General features: G+C 71.8%; 18 protein-coding genes. 8 read left to right on the top strand and 10 right to left on the bottom strand.

What is annotated here, in order from left to right; genetic code table 11:
• Window positions 1-106 precede the first annotated feature (106 nt).
• Window positions 107-1,261 carry a non-hydrolyzing UDP-N-acetylglucosamine 2-epimerase gene (wecB, locus tag H5965_RS17885; protein ID WP_310971135.1) on the bottom strand — a complete coding sequence of 385 codons (1,155 nt, stop codon included), beginning with the start codon at window positions 1,259-1,261 and terminating at the stop codon, window positions 107-109.
• 162 nt (window positions 1,262-1,423) lie between these two features.
• Between wecB and H5965_RS17880 the strand changes: the two genes are divergently transcribed.
• On the top strand, window positions 1,424-2,365 hold the full coding sequence (locus H5965_RS17880) for a lysyl oxidase family protein (protein ID WP_310971134.1): 942 nt from the start codon (window positions 1,424-1,426) through the stop codon (window positions 2,363-2,365).
• A gap of 7 nt (window positions 2,366-2,372) precedes the next feature.
• Here H5965_RS17880 and H5965_RS17875 read toward each other — a convergent pair whose 3' ends face one another.
• The 7 genes from H5965_RS17875 to H5965_RS17845 form a co-directional block, all read right to left on the bottom strand.
• Complete coding sequence (locus H5965_RS17875; RefSeq protein WP_310971133.1) at window positions 2,373-3,305, bottom strand: sensor histidine kinase; 933 nt, start codon at window positions 3,303-3,305, stop codon at window positions 2,373-2,375.
• Window positions 3,302-4,132, bottom strand: a complete 831-nt coding sequence (locus H5965_RS17870) for an MEDS domain-containing protein (protein WP_310971374.1) — start codon at window positions 4,130-4,132, stop codon at window positions 3,302-3,304. Before H5965_RS17870 ends, H5965_RS17875 begins: the two co-directional genes overlap by 4 nt.
• Before the next feature lie 15 nt (window positions 4,133-4,147).
• Complete coding sequence (locus tag H5965_RS17865) at window positions 4,148-4,543, bottom strand: VOC family protein (protein ID WP_310971132.1); 396 nt, start codon at window positions 4,541-4,543, stop codon at window positions 4,148-4,150.
• A gap of 32 nt (window positions 4,544-4,575) precedes the next feature.
• Window positions 4,576-4,974, bottom strand: a complete 399-nt coding sequence (locus H5965_RS17860; protein ID WP_310971131.1) for a hypothetical protein — start codon at window positions 4,972-4,974, stop codon at window positions 4,576-4,578.
• A gap of 71 nt (window positions 4,975-5,045) precedes the next feature.
• Window positions 5,046-6,863: a rhamnogalacturonan lyase gene (locus tag H5965_RS17855; protein ID WP_310971130.1), complete on the bottom strand. Its 1,818-nt coding sequence runs from the start codon at window positions 6,861-6,863 to the stop codon at window positions 5,046-5,048.
• A 52-nt stretch (window positions 6,864-6,915) separates the two neighbouring features.
• On the bottom strand, window positions 6,916-9,192 hold the full coding sequence (locus H5965_RS17850; RefSeq protein WP_310971129.1) for a cellulase family glycosylhydrolase: 2,277 nt from the start codon (window positions 9,190-9,192) through the stop codon (window positions 6,916-6,918).
• Between the two features lie 156 nt (window positions 9,193-9,348).
• Window positions 9,349-10,458: a glycosyl hydrolase 53 family protein gene (locus H5965_RS17845; RefSeq protein WP_310971128.1), complete on the bottom strand. Its 1,110-nt coding sequence runs from the start codon at window positions 10,456-10,458 to the stop codon at window positions 9,349-9,351.
• A 442-nt stretch (window positions 10,459-10,900) separates the two neighbouring features.
• On the opposite strand from H5965_RS17845, the gene H5965_RS17840 reads away from it, so the two are divergent.
• On the top strand, window positions 10,901-11,869 hold the full coding sequence (locus tag H5965_RS17840; protein ID WP_310971127.1) for a hypothetical protein: 969 nt from the start codon (window positions 10,901-10,903) through the stop codon (window positions 11,867-11,869).
• A gap of 207 nt (window positions 11,870-12,076) precedes the next feature.
• Here H5965_RS17840 and H5965_RS17835 read toward each other — a convergent pair whose 3' ends face one another.
• Window positions 12,077-12,670, bottom strand: coding sequence for a TetR family transcriptional regulator (locus H5965_RS17835; RefSeq protein ID WP_310971126.1), 594 nt, complete (start codon window positions 12,668-12,670; stop codon window positions 12,077-12,079).
• Window positions 12,671-12,731: 61 nt separating this feature from the next.
• Between H5965_RS17835 and H5965_RS17830 the strand changes: the two genes are divergently transcribed.
• Window positions 12,732-13,193 (top strand): PPOX class F420-dependent oxidoreductase, encoded by a 462-nt coding sequence (locus tag H5965_RS17830; protein WP_310971373.1) that lies wholly within the window; start codon window positions 12,732-12,734, stop codon window positions 13,191-13,193.
• Window positions 13,194-13,292: 99 nt separating this feature from the next.
• A complete protein-coding gene (locus H5965_RS17825) occupies window positions 13,293-13,667 on the top strand; it encodes an STAS domain-containing protein (protein WP_310971125.1) in 375 nt (124 codons plus the stop codon).
• Here the strand turns inward: H5965_RS17825 and H5965_RS17820 are convergent.
• Window positions 13,657-14,661 (bottom strand): hypothetical protein, encoded by a 1,005-nt coding sequence (locus H5965_RS17820; protein WP_310971124.1) that lies wholly within the window; start codon window positions 14,659-14,661, stop codon window positions 13,657-13,659. The genes H5965_RS17825 and H5965_RS17820 overlap by 11 nt on opposite strands.
• Before the next feature lie 57 nt (window positions 14,662-14,718).
• Here H5965_RS17820 and H5965_RS17815 point away from each other — a divergent pair, with 57 nt between their 5' ends.
• The 4 genes from H5965_RS17815 to H5965_RS17800 are packed head-to-tail and all read left to right on the top strand — an operon-like array spanning window position 14,719 to window position 17,814.
• Window positions 14,719-15,387: a TetR/AcrR family transcriptional regulator gene (locus tag H5965_RS17815; protein ID WP_310971123.1), complete on the top strand. Its 669-nt coding sequence runs from the start codon at window positions 14,719-14,721 to the stop codon at window positions 15,385-15,387.
• Between the two features lie 56 nt (window positions 15,388-15,443).
• Window positions 15,444-16,244 (top strand): alpha/beta fold hydrolase, encoded by an 801-nt coding sequence (locus H5965_RS17810; protein WP_396136912.1) that lies wholly within the window; start codon window positions 15,444-15,446, stop codon window positions 16,242-16,244.
• Window positions 16,244-17,473: a SpoIIE family protein phosphatase gene (locus H5965_RS17805; RefSeq protein ID WP_310971122.1), complete on the top strand. Its 1,230-nt coding sequence runs from the start codon at window positions 16,244-16,246 to the stop codon at window positions 17,471-17,473. Before H5965_RS17810 ends, H5965_RS17805 begins: the two co-directional genes overlap by 1 nt.
• Window positions 17,470-17,814 carry an STAS domain-containing protein gene (locus tag H5965_RS17800; protein ID WP_310971121.1) on the top strand — a complete coding sequence of 115 codons (345 nt, stop codon included), beginning with the start codon at window positions 17,470-17,472 and terminating at the stop codon, window positions 17,812-17,814. The genes H5965_RS17805 and H5965_RS17800 overlap by 4 nt, the downstream gene beginning before the upstream one ends.
• Window positions 17,815-17,859: the final 45 nt, after the last annotated feature.

The raw sequence follows: 17,859 nt of genomic DNA, 5'->3' as shown, positions 1-17,859 counted from the left end.
ACGCGTGTCGTCCAGTTGAGTACGCGTGTCGTCCACGCGGGCGGACGACACGCGTACCTGGATGGACGACACGCGTACCTGGGCGGACGACACGGCCGCGGGCGGATCAGCCCGCTCGTTGCTCGAGGAGGGCGGCGAGGGCCGTCACGATGCGGGTGGCGGCGGATCCGTCGCCGTACGGGGACGGGAGGTGGTGGAGGCGCTCGCGGTGGGCGGCCACGTCGTCGAGCCAGCGGGCCACCTCCGCGCCGATGCCCGGCCCGGGGAGCACCCTGGTGCCGAACGTGCCGGCGATCTCCGGCCGCTCCGTGCTGCGCCGGACCACCACCACCGGTCGCTTGAGGACACTCGCTTCCTCTTGGATGCCACCGGAGTCCGACACGAGCACCGCCGCCTCCGCGGCCAGCGCGAGGAATGCCGGGTAGGCCTGGGGCTCCAGCTCGACCAGCGGCTCCAGCAGGTGCCGCAACCCGAACCGGTCGATGCTCTTGGCCGTGCGCGGGTGCAGCGGGAACACCACCGGCAGCGGCAGGCGGCCCAGCTCGTGCAGGATCACCGCCAGCCGCGCGGCGTCGTCGACGTTCTCCGGGCGGTGGATCGTCGCCAGGACGAAGCGGTCGCGCTCCAGGCCGCGGGCCGACAGCACCGCCCGGCGGTCCTCTGTGGACGGAAGGGCGGCCTGCAGTGCTTCGACGACGGTGTTGCCGGTGACGGTGATCCGTTCGTCCGGCACGTTTTCCGCCAGCAGGTGGGCCCGGTTGAGCTCGGTCGGCGCGCAGCACAGGTCGGCGAGGTGGTCGATCAGCACCCGGTTGTGCTCCTCCGGCATCGCCCGGTCGTGGCTGCGCAGCCCGGCCTCGACGTGCACCAGCGGGAGATCGTGCGCGTTGGCCGCCAGCGCGCCGGCGAGCGCCGACGTCGTGTCGCCCTGGACGACCACCGCCCGGCCGGGCCGGTCCGCCAGGACCTCGTCGACCGCGCTGATCGTCCGGCCGAGCTGTCCGCCGCGGCGGCCGGCGCCCACGCCGAGCTCGTGGAACCGGTCGGACGGCGGCAGATCCGCGCGGATGCGCGAATACAGCGAGCGGTCGTAGTGCTGTCCCGTGTAGACGACGGCGCACTCGTCGCCGAACACCCGCATCAGCGGCGCGAGCTTGATCAGTTCCGGCCGCGTGCCGCAGACCAGCGTGATGCCCCCGGTTCCGGCGGGCTCCACGGCCGGCGAGCCGGCTCCACGGAAATCTGCGGTGGTCGTCGACATGCGGTGCAGTCCTTTCGGGCGGGGAGTTCGCCGCACGCTACTGACCGGAACCGGGAAACCGCGGGACACTCAGTCGATCGTGTGACGACACGGTGTCGCCCGGTGGAATTGCGGACGCCCTAGAATGACCGCGATCGGAATACCGGACAGGACGGCCCGCTCTTGCTCAAGAAATTCGCGGTACTGGCGCTCGTGGCCCTCGCCACCACCGTTTCCGCCTCCGCTCCCCGCGCCGACACCGGGCCGGACTTCCTCCTCCCCGACCTCCGCCAGGCCCCGCCGGGGTGCGCCGGCGGCAGTGCCGGCCTCCTCCCGCTGTGCACGGCCTGGGACGTCTGCCTGGTGATCGACCCGGCCGCGCCCAACGGCCCCTGCGTCGCGCCGTCGGCGGCGAAGGCCGTCCGGCTGCGGTTCACCAGCGCGGAGGAGAACGTCGGCGACGGGCCGCTCCTGCTGTACGGCCGTCGCGACAACACCCGGCAGCCGAACATGACGGTCCGGCAGGCGCTGCGCATCGGCACGAACGGGGCCATCCCGGGCAGCTACGCGGCGGCGCAGCGGGCCACCGGCGCGTTCACGTACTACGAACCGGCGCTCGCCCACCAGCACTGGCACCTGATGAACTTCGAGCACTTCGCGCTGGTTTCCCGGCAGGGCAAGACGGTGGTCACCGACCGCAAGAACGGCTTCTGCCTCGGCGACCGGTTCGAGGTGCACGACGCCGGCCTGCTGGCCCACGTCCCGGGCGACACCGGACCCGACGCCGACCTCGCCGCGACCCTGCGCGAAAACATGTGCCGCCACCACGAACCCACGGCCCTGGAAGTGCTCGAAGGCATTTCGGTCGGGTCGGGCGACGACTACAAGTTCACCGTGGACTTCCAGTGGCTGGACATCACCCGCGTCCCGACCGGGACGTACGACCTGGTGAACACGGTGAACGCGGACCGGACGCTGCTGGAGACGAACTACCGCAACAATTCCTCGGCGGTCGCGCTGTCGATCTCCTGGCCGCAGGGGATGCCGGCACCGGATGGGACGATCCCGGCCGCGCCGATCGTCAAGCTGCTGCGGAGCTGCCCGGGTCAGCCGCGCTGCGCCTGAACCGCCGTCACCAGGGACGGCCCGCGGTGAGACGAGCCGTGAAGCCGGTCTCGTCCCGGTGCAGCGTCACCTCGCTGCAGACCTGATGCGCGATCCACAACCCGCGGCCGCCGATGCTCCGGTCCGCCGGCAGCAGCCCGGCGAACGGATCGGCAGGCCCGGGCCCGGTGTCGTGCACCGAAACGACCATCTGCCCGGCGCCGGCCCAGATCCGCACCCGGACCGGCGGGCGGCCGTGGCGGAGCGCGTTGTCCACGATCTCGCTGACCGCCAGCACGAGGTCGTCCACCTCGTCCGCGGGCAGGTCCACCGGCGCCGTGGCCAGCACCGCCCGGCGGGCGTCCGACGGCCGCGGGTCGGCGAGCTCGGCCAGCGGCGCGGTGCCTTCGATCGGGAGCGGCGCCATCGGCCGCGGGTCGGCCAGGAACGACAGCGGGTCGACGTAGCCGGTGTTCGTCCGGTGCCCGCCGCCGGCGGTGGCGACGAAGGGGTGTGTGCGGGCCACGTCGTCGAGGACGTGGCGGGGCGTCGTCCGGGTGTCGTACGCGCACATGCTGCGCAGCGGGAACTCGCCGTAGGCGTGGTTGACCGCCGCCTCGTAGCGGGCCCACCAGTCCCACGACGTGTCGATCGCCGCCTGCGGGATCTCGCCGAAGATGCGGATCCCGGCCGCGCCACCGGCGACGAACCCGGCCAGCAGCTCGCGGTAGGACCGGATCGCCGCGGCGGGCCGCGCGTACAGGTCGCTGGTGGACAGGTACTCCACCCGCGCCGACGACGGCAGGGCGGCGCGCACCAGCTCGGCGCGTTCCGGCTCCAGCGACACCAGCGTCGGTTCGCCGGTCGCCAGCCCGCCTTCCAGGAAGGGCACGGCGACGGCGAGCAGGTCCTCGTCGCCGCTGTAGTGGACGGCGGCGTGGTCGTAGCCCTGGACGTTCATGCGGCACGCTCCACGCGCACGCCGGGCAGGTCCAGCAACTCCACGAGCCGCGCCGGCGTGGACAGCTTCGTCCGCAGGACCACCGTGGCGGCGTGCCGCTCGGCGTAGTCGGCCAGCGCGATCAGGCTGCGGTGGTCGACGAAGTCGAGACCGGCGGCGTCGATGGCGATCGTTCCTCCTTGGGACCGAAGGCCGGCGCGCTCCAGCGCCAGCGGCCAGCTCCCGCGAGACTCCAGGTCCAAGTCCCCGTCGAGCGCCGCGGCGCTGCCGCCGCGCGCGTGGCCGTGCAGGTGGAACCGGGTCCCGCCGTCGTAGTCGGTGGGGTGCATGCACGCCAGCTGCGCGACGACGTCGCCCCCGAGCTCGCCCACGTCGTAGCCGCACATCGCCGACATCGGGTGGCCGGCCATGTAGTGGTCCACCAGGTGCTCGTAGCGGGCGAAGGCGTCCACCTGGGCCGAGGTGCGCACCAGCGACGTCACGTCGGCCGCGACCCGCAGCCCGGTGAACCCGGCCGCCAGCGCGTCGGAGGTCGCCGCGGTGTAGAGCTCGACCTGGCCGGCGGGGTCGACGACGGCTCCCATGGCGTACGTCGCGTCGACCGAAGCGACCTGGACCGCGCCGCTGTCCAGCCCTTCGTCGCAGCGCTCGTCCGCCCGCAGCTGCCCGGTCAGCGCGGCCTCGTCACCAGGGGCGACGTAGAGCACCCGCTCGCCGGCGGCCAGCCCTTCGGCCAGGAACTCCTGCGCGTGGGACACGAATTCGCCGCGCCGCCGGTATCCCCGGCACACGTGGTCGCGGGGTCTGCTGTCCCGCTCGGTCGGCATCGGCACAGACCGAGACTACGCTGCCGGGCCGGCACCTGTCCGGGCCGCGGGGTCGCGGACCTCCTCCGCCGGTTTCGCGCAGACGCAGAACAGGTTGTCTTCCGGGTCGGCGAGGACGACCCAGTCGTCGGCCGGATCGTCGTCGACGTGCCGCACGAACCGCGCGCCCAGGCCGATCAGCCGGTCGACCTCGTGCCGCTGGTCGTCGGTGTAGAGGTCCAGGTGCATCTGGTCGCGCGCGGACACCGGCGTCGAGGACCGCTGCAGAGAGAGGTTGACGTACCGGCCGCGCAGCAGGCGGAAGCCGTCGTCCTCGGAGGACGGCTCGAGGTCCAGCGCCGCGCACCAGAAGCGGGTCATCGTGTCGAGGTCGGTGCAGTTGAGCACGGTGCTGCCGAGCCGGATGGCCATGTCGTCTCCCTGTCCCCGCGGGTGCCACCGGGCTACCCGCCGGACCGGGCCTCGAACCCCCGCTGGTGCAGGTAGGCAGCGATCCGGACCCGCAGGGCGCGGACGTCGGCCAGGTCGACGGTGAAGGAGTCACCCGAGCCGTGGCACGGGCCGTCGACGTGGACGAAGCCGTCCACCGGGTCGCGCCGGGGCGCCGACCAGGCCGGTTCGCCGTCGAGCGCGAGCCGGCCCGCCCGGGCGCGTGCCGTCCAGTAGGTCGGCAGCTTCATCACCTCGCCGAGCGCCTTGGCGAAGCCGGGGAGGTCTTCCTCGCGCAGGACCAGTCCGCGCGGCATCCCGGGTGCGCCGGCTTCGTGGCCCGTGGGCGTGAAGGTGGCCTGGTCGCCGGAGGTCCGAATCGTCCACCGGGGCAATTCGGTCAGTGTGGGCACGGCCGCTCCTCGCTCTCGCCTTCCCCCAGGGCACCGCCCACCCTAGTTGATCTCGGCGCGGGCCACCGCCGTCACCGGGCGAGCGCGAAGCTGGCGTGCGGTGGCTGGTTGTACGCCGTGTTCTGCCATGCGACGGCCTCCCGGTACTGGCGGTCCTGCATAAGCGAGACGTGCGAGATGCTCGTCGCGTCCGTGGTCGAGTAGATCCGCAGCGCGCGGTTGTCCGACGTCGGCCAGACCACCTCCTCGCGCCAGTCGCCGAACAAGTCGGCCTGCAGCGACGGCGTGCTCTTCGTTCCGTTGTTCGCGTGCACCCCCGAGGCGGTCAGCAGCCGGGTGTCGCCGCCGGTGCCGTACTTGTCGATGTGGGTTCCGTCCAGCAGCTCGCGCTGGGCGTCGCCGTCCCAGTAGATGACGAAGTTCGCCGACGACGGCTTGCGCCCGATGTTCTGGCCGCTGGTGTTCAGCAAACCGGACACCGCGGACGACCACGACTCGGCGCCGGGGCTGCCGGCGTAGATGTCGTCCGAGACGCCGCGGCCGTTGTCGCAGTTGCAGGAGGCGTTCTGCCAGATGATCTGGCCGGTCCTCGCGTCGGCCATCCAGGCGGCGGGCTTGGACTTGTCTTCGTCCACTTTGAACTCTTCCAGGCCGGCCCGCGCCGGGATCAGGTCGCCGACGTGCATGGCGTCGCCGTGGCCGTTGCGGGTATTCCACAGTGGACTGCCGTTGTCGTCGATCGCCATCGCCCCGAAGACGATCTCGTCGCGGCCGTCGCCGTCGGTGTCCGCGATGGCCAGCTGGTGGTTGCCCTGGCCGGTGTACTGCGAGCCGGCCGAGTTCGAATCGAACGTCCACCGCTTGGTCAGCGCGCCATTGCGAAAGTCCCAGGCGGCGATCACGGTCCGGGTGTAGTAGCCGCGGCTCATGATCAGGCTCGGGCGGGAGCCGTCCAGGTAGGCCGTGCCGGCGAGGAACCGGTCGACGCGGTTGCCGTAGCTGTCGCCCCACGAGGACACCGTGCCGCGCGGCGGGTCGTAGTTCACCGTGGACACCGCGGCACCGGTCTGGCCGTTGAAGACGGTCAGGAACTCCGGGCCGGACAGGACGTACCCGCTCGAGTTGCGGTAGTCGGCGCTCGCGCTGCCGATCACCTGGCCGGTGCCCGACCGGGTGCCGTCGGCGGTCTTCATCGCCACCTCGGCCTTGCCGTCGCCGTCGTAGTCGAAGACCTGGAACTGCGTGTAGTGCGCACCGGCGCGGATGTTGCGCCCGAGGTCGATCCGCCAGAGGCGGGTGCCGTCGAGCCGGTAGGCGTCGACGTAGACGTTGCCGGTGTAGCCCGACTGCGAGTTGTCCTTCGAGTTGGTCGGGTCCCACTTCAGCACGAGCTCGTACTGGCCGTCGCCGTCGAGGTCACCGGCGCTGGCGTCGTTCGCGGTGTAGGTGTAGCTCTCCCCGGACGGTGTCGTGCCCCCGGACGGCGGCTGGATCGGGACGTCCCGGGTGCTCGCGGCGACACCGCTTTCCAAGGTCAGCGAGTCCTCCGCGGCGAAGGCGGACATCCGCTCGACGCCGCCGACGACCGCCCGCACGGTGTACCGGGCCCCGGCGGGCGCGCCCGCGTCGACGAAGCTCGTCGGTCCGCTGACCGGGTTCGCGGTCACCCTGGCGCCGTCGCGGTAGACGTTGAACGCCACGCCGGCCGGGTCGCCGGCCAGCAGGCGCCAGCCGACGGCGTTGCCCTGTGCGGTGTGGACGCTGACCACCCCGCGGTTCAGCCGGTCGAGCTGCGGCGCGGCGGCCGCGCCGGCGGCCGGGGCGGGCAGCAGCCCGGCCACGGCCAGGCCGGTGGCGGCGAAGACCAGCCGCTTGCCGAAGTCACGCATGGTTTCTCCGTTCCGGGTTCGGTGCGGGACGAGAGTTCCGTCCAGAATGGACTCAGCCGGTCGTGCAGGCGCTGCCGTTGAGCGTGAACGCCGTCGGTGCTGGGTTCGCGCCGGTGTAGGTGCCGTTGAAGCCGATGCCGGTCGAGGCGTTCGGCGCCAGCGAACCGTTCCAGCTCAGGTTCTTGGCGGTGACGGCACCGCCGGACTGGGCGAAGGTGGCGCCCCAGCCGGGCGGAGTCACCTGTTGGCCGCCGGCGAAGGTGAACGCCAGTATCCAGGCGGTGAGCGCACCGGTGCCCGTGTTCGTGATGGTGACGTTGGCGGTGAACCCGTTGCCGCCGCCCCAGTTCGAGGCGGAGTAGGCGACCTTGCACCCACCGGCCCCGCCACCCGCGCTCGTCGTCACCGACGCGGCACCGGACGCGCCCGAGACGTTGCCGGCAGCGTCCCTGGCCCGCACCTGGTACCGGTACGTGCTCGAAGCGGCCAGCCCGCTGTCGGTGTAGGACGTCGTCGCCGTCGAACCCACCACCGCGAACGTCCCACCACTCGCCCCCGGCGCGCGGAGGACGTCATAGCCCGTGACGCCGACGTTGTCGGTCGAAGCCGTCCAGCTCAGCGTGGCACCACTCGAAGTCACGCCCGACACGGCCGGGGTGCCCGGAACGGACGGTGCCTGGGTGTCCGCCTGGCCGCCGCCGTAGACGGTGGCTTCCTTCGACGTCTGGCGGACGCCGTCGGTGCCGGTGAGGAACCGTTGGCCCCAGGTCGTCAGGCCGGCCGGGTCGAAGTTGTTCGTCATGTCGAGGTAGGCGACGTCGCTGCTGTTGCCGCTCCACGACCAGCCGAGGTAGCCGAGGCCGCGGGCCTGCGCCTGGGCCATGATGGTGTCCTCGTCCGGGTTGCCGTCGGTGTGCATGTTCCCGAACTCGCCGACGACCAGGGGCAGCCCGGCGGTGCGGAAGGCGTCGAAGTAGGCGTTGATCTCGGCCGCGGTGTCGTAGACGCCGTACATGTGGATGGAGAAGACGGTGTTGTGCTGCGGGTCGGCGGCGAACACCGTGCCCGCGTTGTCGCGCATGATGTTCTGCCAGTCCTGGCCCCACATCGGCGCGTCGGCCATCAGCAGGTGCGTCAGCCCGGCGGCCCGCAGCCGCTTGACCGCGTTGCCCGTCGCCGCCGGCCAGGTCGCGCTCACCTGCTGGTCGTTGCCGAACGGCTCGTTGCCCAGGTTGATCACGACGTAGTCCTCCTGGCCCTTCAGCGCACTGGCGACGCTGATCCAGTAGCTCGCCGCCTGGTCGAGGGTGGCGGCGCCGCTCTGCTCGCCGTACCCGGTGGTGTCGTGCACCTCCAGGACGCAGATCAGCCGGTTCTGCTTGCACTGCCCGATGACGCTGGTGACCTCGGCGGCCGGCGTCGGTCCCCACCGCTGCCCGCTGCCGAGGACGACCCGGACCGTGTTGGCGCCGAAGGACTTGATGTCGGCGAAGGCCCGGTTCTGGCTCGGGTACCAGACGTACGCGTGGTTCACCCCGCGCATCACGAACGGACTTCCGTTGCCCTCGAGGATCCGGGTGCCGTCGACGTGCAGGCCGGTCGCGGCGGGCGTGTCGGTGCCGAGGGCGGCCACCAGCGCCGGGTACCAGCGGCTCTCCATCTTCTGGATGCCGGTGGTGTTGTTCGGGTGCACGCCGTCACCGGTGTCGGCCGCGGTGTCGAACCCGGTCCACTGGTCGACGACGGTGATCGGCGACGTGGCCGTCGAGTGTGCCTGCGCCCAGCCGGGGATGGCGTTGTTCAGGTCGACGACCCGCTGGCCGCAGGCGGCGCAGTTGGCGGGGTTCATCGGGATGATCTTCGCGATGATCAGCTTGGTCGCCGGGTTCGCGGCCCGCATCTGGCCCAGCAGCGTGGTGTAGGCGTCGAGGATCGTGCTCGCCGGGATGTTGTTCCAGACGTCGTTGGTGCCCAGGTGCATCAGGACGATGTCCGGGTGCGTCGCCGACAGCCAGCCGGGCAGCTGGTTGTCCCGGACGATCCCGGTGGCGAGGAATCCGCCGTGGCCCTCGTTGTCACCGTCGTGGGTGAAGCCGCAGCCCTGCGGGGGCAGGGTGCCGACGAAGTCCACGTCCGGGTGGCCGGTGTCCTGGAGGTGCTTCCACAGCAGCGCCCGCCAGCAGCCGGGCGACCCGGTGATCGAGTCACCCAGCGCCATCACCCGCGTGGGCGCGGCCGCTCGGGCCACGGCGGGCCCGGCCGGCGCCACGACGGCGCAGGCGGCCAGCAGCAGGCCGGCCACGAGCGCGCGGAAGAATCGCCAGTTCATTACCGACCTCCTGGAGAACCGCTCGACAGGAAAGTTTCAGGCTGGGAGCGCTCCCACGGTAACACGCGGACCTCGGGCGGAACACCGGCCACGAGACAGAAACCGGCCAATCTGCTGAACGTTAAGCTCGCCGCCCCGCGGTTTGAGAAAGCGTTTTCACGCTCGCCACCGGACCTGGGCGTTGAACCGGCCGGAGCGGTCGAAGACGGCCTGGTTCTCCCAGCCGTTGCCGGACCCGGCGAGGTCGGCCGGGTCCCAGCCGTTGCCGGTCACCGCGTACCAGGTGGGTTCCCAGTAGAAGACGCCGATCGCGCCGGCCGCGCGGGCGGTGTCCTGGACCGCGGTGAAGTTCGCCGCCTGCCCGGCCGGGGTGGCCGGGTACCCCGCGCACGGCTGCGCGGCCGAGATGACGTTCGGGGTGCCATCGTCGTTGGCCGTGGTATACGGGTAGGCCGTTTCGGCGAGGACGACCGGCTTGCCGTACCGGGACCGCACGTCGGACACCACGCCGGCCATGGCCGCCATCGTCCCGTGCCAGTAGCAGTAGTAGGACAGGCCGGTGATGTCCCACGGGACGCCCTTCGCCCGGATGCCGTCGTAGAACCAGCGGGCGTGGGCGTCGCTGTCGGCGTCGGCGGTGTGGACGACCACCTGGGTGCCGCCGTTGCACGCCTTGGTGGCGTTGTAGCCGGCCTTGAGCAGCAGGCTGAGGTTCGTGAAGTCGTTGTCGACGACCTTCCCGTCGTTCCACAGCATGCCGATGTTGATCTCGTTGCCGATCTGCACGCTGTCCGGTGTCGTGCCCTGGGCTTTCAGGCCGGTGCAGAGGTCGTAGGTGTAGTCGTACACGTCGGTTTGCAGCCGGCCGATGGCGTGCGACGCCCAAGCGGCGGGCTTGGTCTGCGTATCGGGGTCGGCCCACGTGTCGGAGTAGTGGAAGTCGACCAGGAGCTTGAGCCCCTTGGCCTTCACCGCGCGGGCGTACTGCAGCACCTTGGCCTTGTTGTTGTAACCGCTGCGCGGGTTGTTCCAGACCCGCAGCCGCACGTAGTTGACGCCCGCGCCCTTCAGGATGTCCAGGGGATCGCGGGCCACCCCGGCCGCGTCGGTGTACTTGGCGCCGAGGTCGAGCGCGCGCTGGACGGTCGAGACGTCCGCGCCCAGCATGCCGAGGGAGTTTGCGGCCGAAGCCGACGGAGCGGGCAGGGCCACGGTCACCAGGAGCAGGGCCGCCGTGGCGAGACGGCCGGTGCGCAAGAGGGTCATCCGATCTCCTTCGAAGGGGCCGTTCCGGGCAGGTGATGTCTCCGCAGCGGACGGCGGCCGGACTCGCGGGCCCCCGAATCGGTTCAAGCACGATAAGTCCGCGCGCGGACGGGCGTCAACCAGCAATGATTTCCCCGGAAGTACCGATACTTTCGAAGAAGTCGAACCGGATCAGCCGGGCGAAAGATCATCGAGAAAGCGCTTACTTCCGGCGTGATCCGTTCGGGTCGGCCCGGTCGGCAAGCCCGGGAACGTCGGGTCTGCCTCGCTTCACCCCGGCGGCGCCGGCCGGACGGCCGGCTCGGCGGCCTGCGCCCGGTTGCCGATCCCGCGGTTCCTGTGCCCCCCTGCCGGGTGAGGGCCGTTTCTTTCCGGGCGCTCCTGGGTATTCCCCCTGCGCCGGTAACCCGACCATGCGTGCGCTCCTGCGCGAGGTGAGGTCATGGTGACGACGACAGGTGATGGCTTTCCGCTTCCGATCGGCATCGAAGACACCGACGTGGCCCAGCTGGAAGCGGCCGTCGGAGTTCTGCGGGCCCTGGATTACCGGCAGGGCGGCGGGTTCTGCCGGGACGCCGTCCAGGTGGTGAAGACGGCGAGCGTGCTGCTGCACTGGGGCACGGTCCCGGATCCGTTGCGGGCCAGGCTGTACACCGTGCTGGCCGACGTGCACAACCTGCTGGGCTGGACGGAGTTCGACATCGGACGCGACGAGCCGGCGCGACGCCGCTTCGAGCGCGCGCTGGACATCGCGGCCGAGGCCGGCAACGAGAGCCTGATCGCGAACATCCACTACCGGCTCGGCCGCGTGCACCTGCACCGCCACGATGCTGACGGCGCGCTGGCCGAGTTCGCCCGCGGCCGGGCGGCGGCGCGGCGCTCGGACTCCCGCCGGGCCCTGGCGATCCTCGCGGCGAACGAGGCGTGGGCGTGCGCGATGGCCGGCGACGAGCACTCGGCCCTGACCCGACTGGAGGAGGCCGAAGCCGCGTTCGCGACGGCGGACTCGTGGCCGGAACCGAGGCCGTGGGAGGCGTTCTTCCGCGAGACGGACATGGCGGCCATGCGCGGCACGGTCCTGACCGAGCTGGCCACCGCGGTGGCGGCCCGCCACAGCGGCGCGGCGATCACCCAGCTGACCGCGGCCGCCGACCGGTACGGCGCCGACATGGCCCGGAGCCGCTCGCTGACGCTGATCATGCTGGCCCAGAACCACGCCCTCCGCGGCGACGTCGACGAAGCCACCCGGATCGGCGCGGAGGCGGTCGACCTGGCCGGGACGGTCGGCTCGGTCCGCCCGAAGGACCGCCTGGCCCCGCTCGAGCGCCTCCTCACCCACCACCGGAGCGACCCGGCAGCCCGGGGCTTGGCCGACCGCATCGCCCACTACCGAGCCGAACCCCTGATCTGACCCCACCCGTGTCGTCCCCCCAATCACGCGTGTCGAGCCTCCAAACACGCGTGTCGACCCTCCAAACACACGAGACACGCCCCCCGATCACGCGAGTTACGCCCAGCCATGCGAGATACGGCCCCCCAGCCATGCCACATACGGCCCCCAAGCCACGCGAGTCGCACCCCCAGCCACGCGAGATACGGCCCCACTCACGCGAGCCGCCTACCCGGCCACCGAGATCGCGTCCAGCGCGCGGCCGATGAGGTCCCGCAGCGGGCCCTCGCCGCCGACCCAGTCGTCCAGTGAGATGCGGACCGCCGCCATCGCCAGGGCCGCCAGCATCCGGGGCCGCGGATCGCCCTCCGGCGCGTCCCGGAACCGCGGGGCCAGCAGCTCCGCGATGGCCCGCTCGTAACGCTGGTACGTCTGCGCCGTCCACGCCGCCAGCGTCGCCGACGTCCGGGTCAGCCGGGCCAGCTCGCGGATCGCGTCCTCGTGGGCCGGGAACTCCGTCGCGAGCTCGCCGAACGCCGCCACCAGCGCTTCCTTCGGCGCCAGCTCGGCCGGCTGCCGGGCGAGCGCCGCCGTGACCAGGGTCAGCCACGGGCCGGTGATCCCCGCCGCCACCGCGCTTTCCTTGGCTTCGTAATAACGGAAGAAGGTCGCGCGGGCGACCTCGGCGTCCGCCGCGATGTGCTCGACCGTTGTCCCTGCGACGCCGTGCCGTCCCGCCAGCCGGGCCGCCGACGCGGCGATCCGCGCGTTCGTCGCCCGCCTCTTGCGGACGGCCAGGCCTTCCGGTTCACTCTGAGACATAGTCTCATTCTGGACTATCTCTCACGGAGGAGCACGGGTGAACCAGCGCGCGCAGATCGTCATGTCCGCGGACGAGGTCAGCCGGTTCCTCGACGAGCAGCGCGTCGCGACCCTCGCCACCCTGGGGCCGTCGGGCCAGCCGCACCTCGTCGCGATGTGGTACGCCGTGCTCGACGGGGTGCTGTGGTTCGAAACCAAGGCCAAGTCGCAGAAGGCCGCGAACCTGCGCCGGGACGGCCGCGTCACCGTGCTGATCGAAACCGGCGACACCTACGACGCGCTGCGCGGGGTCGCCCTCGAAGGCCGGGCCACGATCGTCGACGACCCGGACGCGCTGTGGGCCGTCGGCGTCAACGTCTGGGAGCGGTACACCGGCCCGTACAGCGAAGACGTCCGCCCGATGGTCGAATTCATGCTCACCAAGCGGGTCGCCGTCCGCCTCGACGTCGAACGAACGCGCTCCTGGGACCACCGCAAGCTCGGCCTGCCCGCGATGCCGCTCGGCGGCTCCACCGCGCGGTGACTCCGTTCGGGTCGTTGCCGGATGTTTCGTCGTCGGGCACCCGGGGTACCACCCACCCGGAGTGAACCGAGAGAAGGGATCCGCGCATGCAGACCAGGGGTGATCGTGACCGCTGACGGCAACCGCGTCCGCCCCCAGGACCTCCTGCGCGTGACGGCCCACGACGCCGGCAGCGCGGTCGTGCTCGCGATCGCGGGCGAGGTCGACCTGCTCAGCGCGCCCCTCCTCGCCGACGGCGTCACCGCCGCGCTCGCGGGCGAGCCGGACGTGCTGGTGATCGACCTGTCCGAAGTGTCCTTCCTGGCGTCCATCGGCATCACGGTGCTGCTCGAAGCGCGCCACGCGGCCGGCACCGCCACCCGGCTCCGGGTCGTCGCGCCCGAGGACGGCGTCGTCAACCGCACCCTCCGGCTGACCGGCCTGCACGAGGCACTGGCCGTCACCAGCACCCGGGAAGACGCGCTCAGCGGCTGAACCGGGCCGCGATCGCGCGGAAGACCTCCTTCGGTTCCCAGGCGAGCCCCGGGTACGCGGCTCCGCTCTGTCCATTGAGGACTCTGACGGCGCCGTAGCTCGCCAGGTCGAGATCGCGTCGAGGGTCCGGATCGGACGGGCATTCGTAGCCGGCGAAGGTGAACCAGAACGCGCCGTGCACCCCTTCGGCCTCGAAGACGTCCATCAGTTCGGTGAAGTACGCCGCCTGCCCGGCCTCGTCACGGACGTAGTCGCCGTTCAGCACGCGCGGCTCGGCCTCGAAGTCGACGATCGTCCACCCGGTACCGCCCGCGTCGGCGGCGCCGCGGTGGGTGCAGCAGCCGAATTCCGTGACGACCAGCGGCTTCCCGTGGCTCAGGTGGCCCCGCACGTGCCGGGCGAAGTCCTCGGCGTTGGCGGCCGAGCGGTACAGGTTGACGGCCGCGAAGTCGAACGCGGTCCAGTCGATCTCCTCCCAGTCCCCGGCGGCGTAGGTGACCTGGCCGCCGAAGTGCTCCCGCGCGGTCTCGACGAGGTCCCGCAGCATCGCGCCGAAGTCCCACTCGTGCTCGAACCCGGCCCAGGCAGCGGGGTCCATCGCGTTGCGCAGGCGTTCCATGAGGACGGCGCCGGGAACGAACCCAGTGCAGAACAACGACATCTCGCAGCCGAGCACGAGCACGGTCTCCGGGTCCCGCGCCCGGATCTCCTCCGCCCGCCGGGCGCACTCCGCGAAGTAGGGCGTCAGCTGCGGCGGCGTGAGGTCCATCGGGAACGGCGAAAACCACACGCGCAGCCCGGCATCGACCGCGGCGTGTGCGGCGAGGGCGAGGCGGCTCGGATCGTCGCCGCTGATCCGGACGGTGTCGCAGTGCAGGTCGGTCGCGATGATCTCGAGCTCCCGCCGCACGACCGCGGGCTCGAAGTCCCGGCGCGACCGGTCGCCGACCGCGCCGCCGAAGCCGGTGTCGTAGTTGATTCCCCTGAGCCGCATCCATCCCCCCATCGGAATGTACGTCGTACACTTGAATGTACGCTGTATATTCCGGACATGCCACAGCTGATCTGGCACCACCCGGAGCCGCCGGGCCGGAAGAACGCGCTCACCCGCGCGGCGGTGGTGCGCACGGCGATCGAGGTCGCCGACGCCGGCGGGGTCGCCGCGCTGACCATGCGGACGGTGGCCGACGCGCTGGGCGTGTCGACGCCGATGTCGCTGTACCGGTACGTGCTGAACAAGGACGGCCTGGTCGACCTGATGCTCGACGCGGTGTCGGCCGAGGTCGCGGTGCCGGCCGCCCCCAGCGGCGACTGGCGCGCCGACCTGCGCGGGCTCGCCATCAGCCTGTGGTCGATGATCGGCCGGCACCGCTGGTACGCCGAGCTGGTGGACGGCCGGCCCCCGTTCGGGCCGCACACCCTCCGGCGGGCGGCGTTCCTGCTGTCGGTGCTCGACGGCGCCGGCCTGTCCCCCGCCGTCGCGTATGCGTCGCTGCTGGACAACTACGTGACGGGAACGGCGATGAGCGTCAGCCGGGAGCTGGTGCTGCTCGAAAGTTTCGGCATCGGCTCGACGGAGGACCTGCAGGCGTATGCACCCGAGATGGCCGACGACTCGCTCGCGACGTGGCTTGCGGACATGCCGGACCTGACGGCGGACGGCCGCTTCGAGCTCGGCCTGGACTGCCTGCTCGACGGCTTCGCCCAGCGGCGCCGCTGACCGTGGTTGCGTTGCTCAGCACGCAGGGCCGCGGGGTGGGTGGCAGGATGTGCGCGGTGAGCATGCGCGCCAGGAACAACGTGACCGTCACCGGCCAGGACGACGGCCCCACCCTGCTGCTCGCGCACGGTTTCGGCTGTGACCAGAACCTCTGGCGGCTCGTCGTCCCGGCACTCGCGCAGCGGTACCGGGTCGTTCTCTTCGACCACACCGGCGCCGGGCGCTCGGACCTCTCCGCCTGGACCCCCGAGCGCTACGGCAGCCTCGACGGCTACGCCGACGACGTCCTCGCCATCTGCCACGAGCTCGACCTGCGGGACGTCGTTCTCGTGGGCCACTCGGTCAGCGCGATGATCGCCGTGCTGGCCGTCAACCGGGAACCGGACCGGTTCGCGAAGCTGGTGCTGCTCACGCCGTCGCCCTGCTACCTCGACGACGGCGACTACCACGGCGGGTTCAGCCGGGCCGACATCGACGAACTGCTCGACTCGCTCGAGTCGAACTACCTGGGCTGGTCGGCGACCATGGCGCCGGTCATCATGGGCAACCCGGACCGCCCCGAGCTGGGCGAGGAGCTGACGAACAGCTTCTGCCGCACCGATCCCGCGATCGCGCGCGTCTTCGCCCGGGTCACCTTCCTCTCCGACAACCGGGCCGATCTGGCGAAGGTTTCCGTGCCCACGCTGATCCTCGAGTGCGAGAACGACGCCATCGCGCCGCCCGCGGTGGGGCGGTTCACCCACGAGCAGATCGACGGCAGCACCCTGGTGACGCTCGCCGCCACCGGGCACTGCCCGCAGCTCAGCGCGCCGGAGGCGACGGCCGCCGCGATCACGGCGTTCGTGAGCGGGCCGTGATGTGCGAAGACCACCCCGGTCCGGGTGGTCGGGAGAGCGCGGCCCCGGAATTCTCGGCCCTGCTGGAGGACAGCGCGGAAGACCTCTACGAGCACGCCCCCTGCGGGTACCTCTCGACGCTGCTCGACGGCACTATCGCAAAGATCAACACCACCCTGCTCGGCTGGCTCGGCTACGAGCGCGACGCCGTCGTCGGCCGGCGCCGGTTCGCCGATCTGCTCACCGTCGGCGGCCGGATCTACCACGAGACGCACTTCGCGCCGCTCCTGCGCATGCAGGGCGAGCTCGGCGGCGTCGCCTTCGAGCTGAAGACCGCCGACGGGGGCCGGCTGCCGGTGCTGGTGACCTCGACGGTCAAGACCGGCACGGACGGGCAGGCGCAGCTGATCCGCACCACGATCTTCGACGCCCGTGACCGGCGGGCCTACGAGCAGGAACTCCTGCGGGCGCGCGAAGAAGCCGAGCGCGAACGCGACCGGGTGCAGCGGCTCGCGCGGACGCTGCAGCAAACCCTGTTGCCGCCCGCCCTGGCCGAGGTGCCCGGCGTGCAGGTCGCGGCCTACTACCACCCGGCGTCGGCCGACGAGGTCGGCGGCGACTTCTACGACCTGTTCCCGCTGACCGGGGACACGTGGGGGTTCTTCCTCGGCGACGTGTCCGGGAAGGGCGCCGCCGCGGCCGTGGTGACGTCGCTGGCGCGCTACACCCTGCGCGCCGCCGCGGTGCACGATCCCGAGCCGGCCACCGTGCTGGACCGCCTCAACACCGTGCTGCACCACGAGTACCGCGGCGCCGATCCGCGCTACTGCACCGTCATCCAGGGTCGCATCCGGCCCGGGGCGGACGGCGCGGCGGTCACCCTGGCCACCGGCGGCCACCCGCCGGCGCTGCTGATCCGCGCCGACGGCACGTCCGCGTTCCTGCCCGTCCCGGGCGGCCAGCTGGTGGGCGCGCTGCCCCGGGCGCGCTTCGCCACCGAGGACGTCTTCCTGAACCCGGGCGACACTCTGCTGCTCTACACCGACGGCCTGACCGAAGCCCGCACGCAAGGCCGCGTCCGCTACAGCGAAGAGCAGCTGCGGACGCACCTGACCGGCCTGGCGCCGACGACGGCACCGGCGGTGATCACGGCGGTGACCGGCCTGCTCGCCGGCTTCGGCGACGGCGTCGAGGACGACACGGCGCTGCTGGCGCTGAGCATCCCGCTTCCCGGAGGCGATCGAGCGTGACCGGCACCCCGTTCTCCGTCGCCACCCGCACCACCGGGGCCGGGGCGGTGGTCACCGTCGAGGGCGAACTCGACGTGGCGACCGCGCCCCGCCTCCGCGCCGGGGTGGCCGCGCTCGCCCTGGAGCCCGGTCAGCTGCTGGTGGTGGACCTGGCCGGGGTGACGTTCTGCGACTCCAGCGGGATTTCCGCGCTGATCGCGGCCCGCAACGTCGCCGAGGCGGCCGGCGCGGGCGTCGCACTGGCGGCGGTTCCGGCCCGGCTGAGCCGGACCTTCGGGCTGATCGGCCTCGCCGACTTCTTCCCGACCTACCCGAGCGCCGAAGACGCCTTCAAGGACTGACGTTTCCCCGGCCAGGGCCTGGTCCGAGCGACGGGTCGGTGCGGC

Origin of the sequence: Amycolatopsis sp. 505 (assembly GCF_031625235.1) — a bacterium.
GTDB lineage: Bacteria > Actinomycetota > Actinomycetes > Mycobacteriales > Pseudonocardiaceae > Amycolatopsis.
This window is presented reverse-complemented; position numbering and strand designations above follow the sequence as displayed.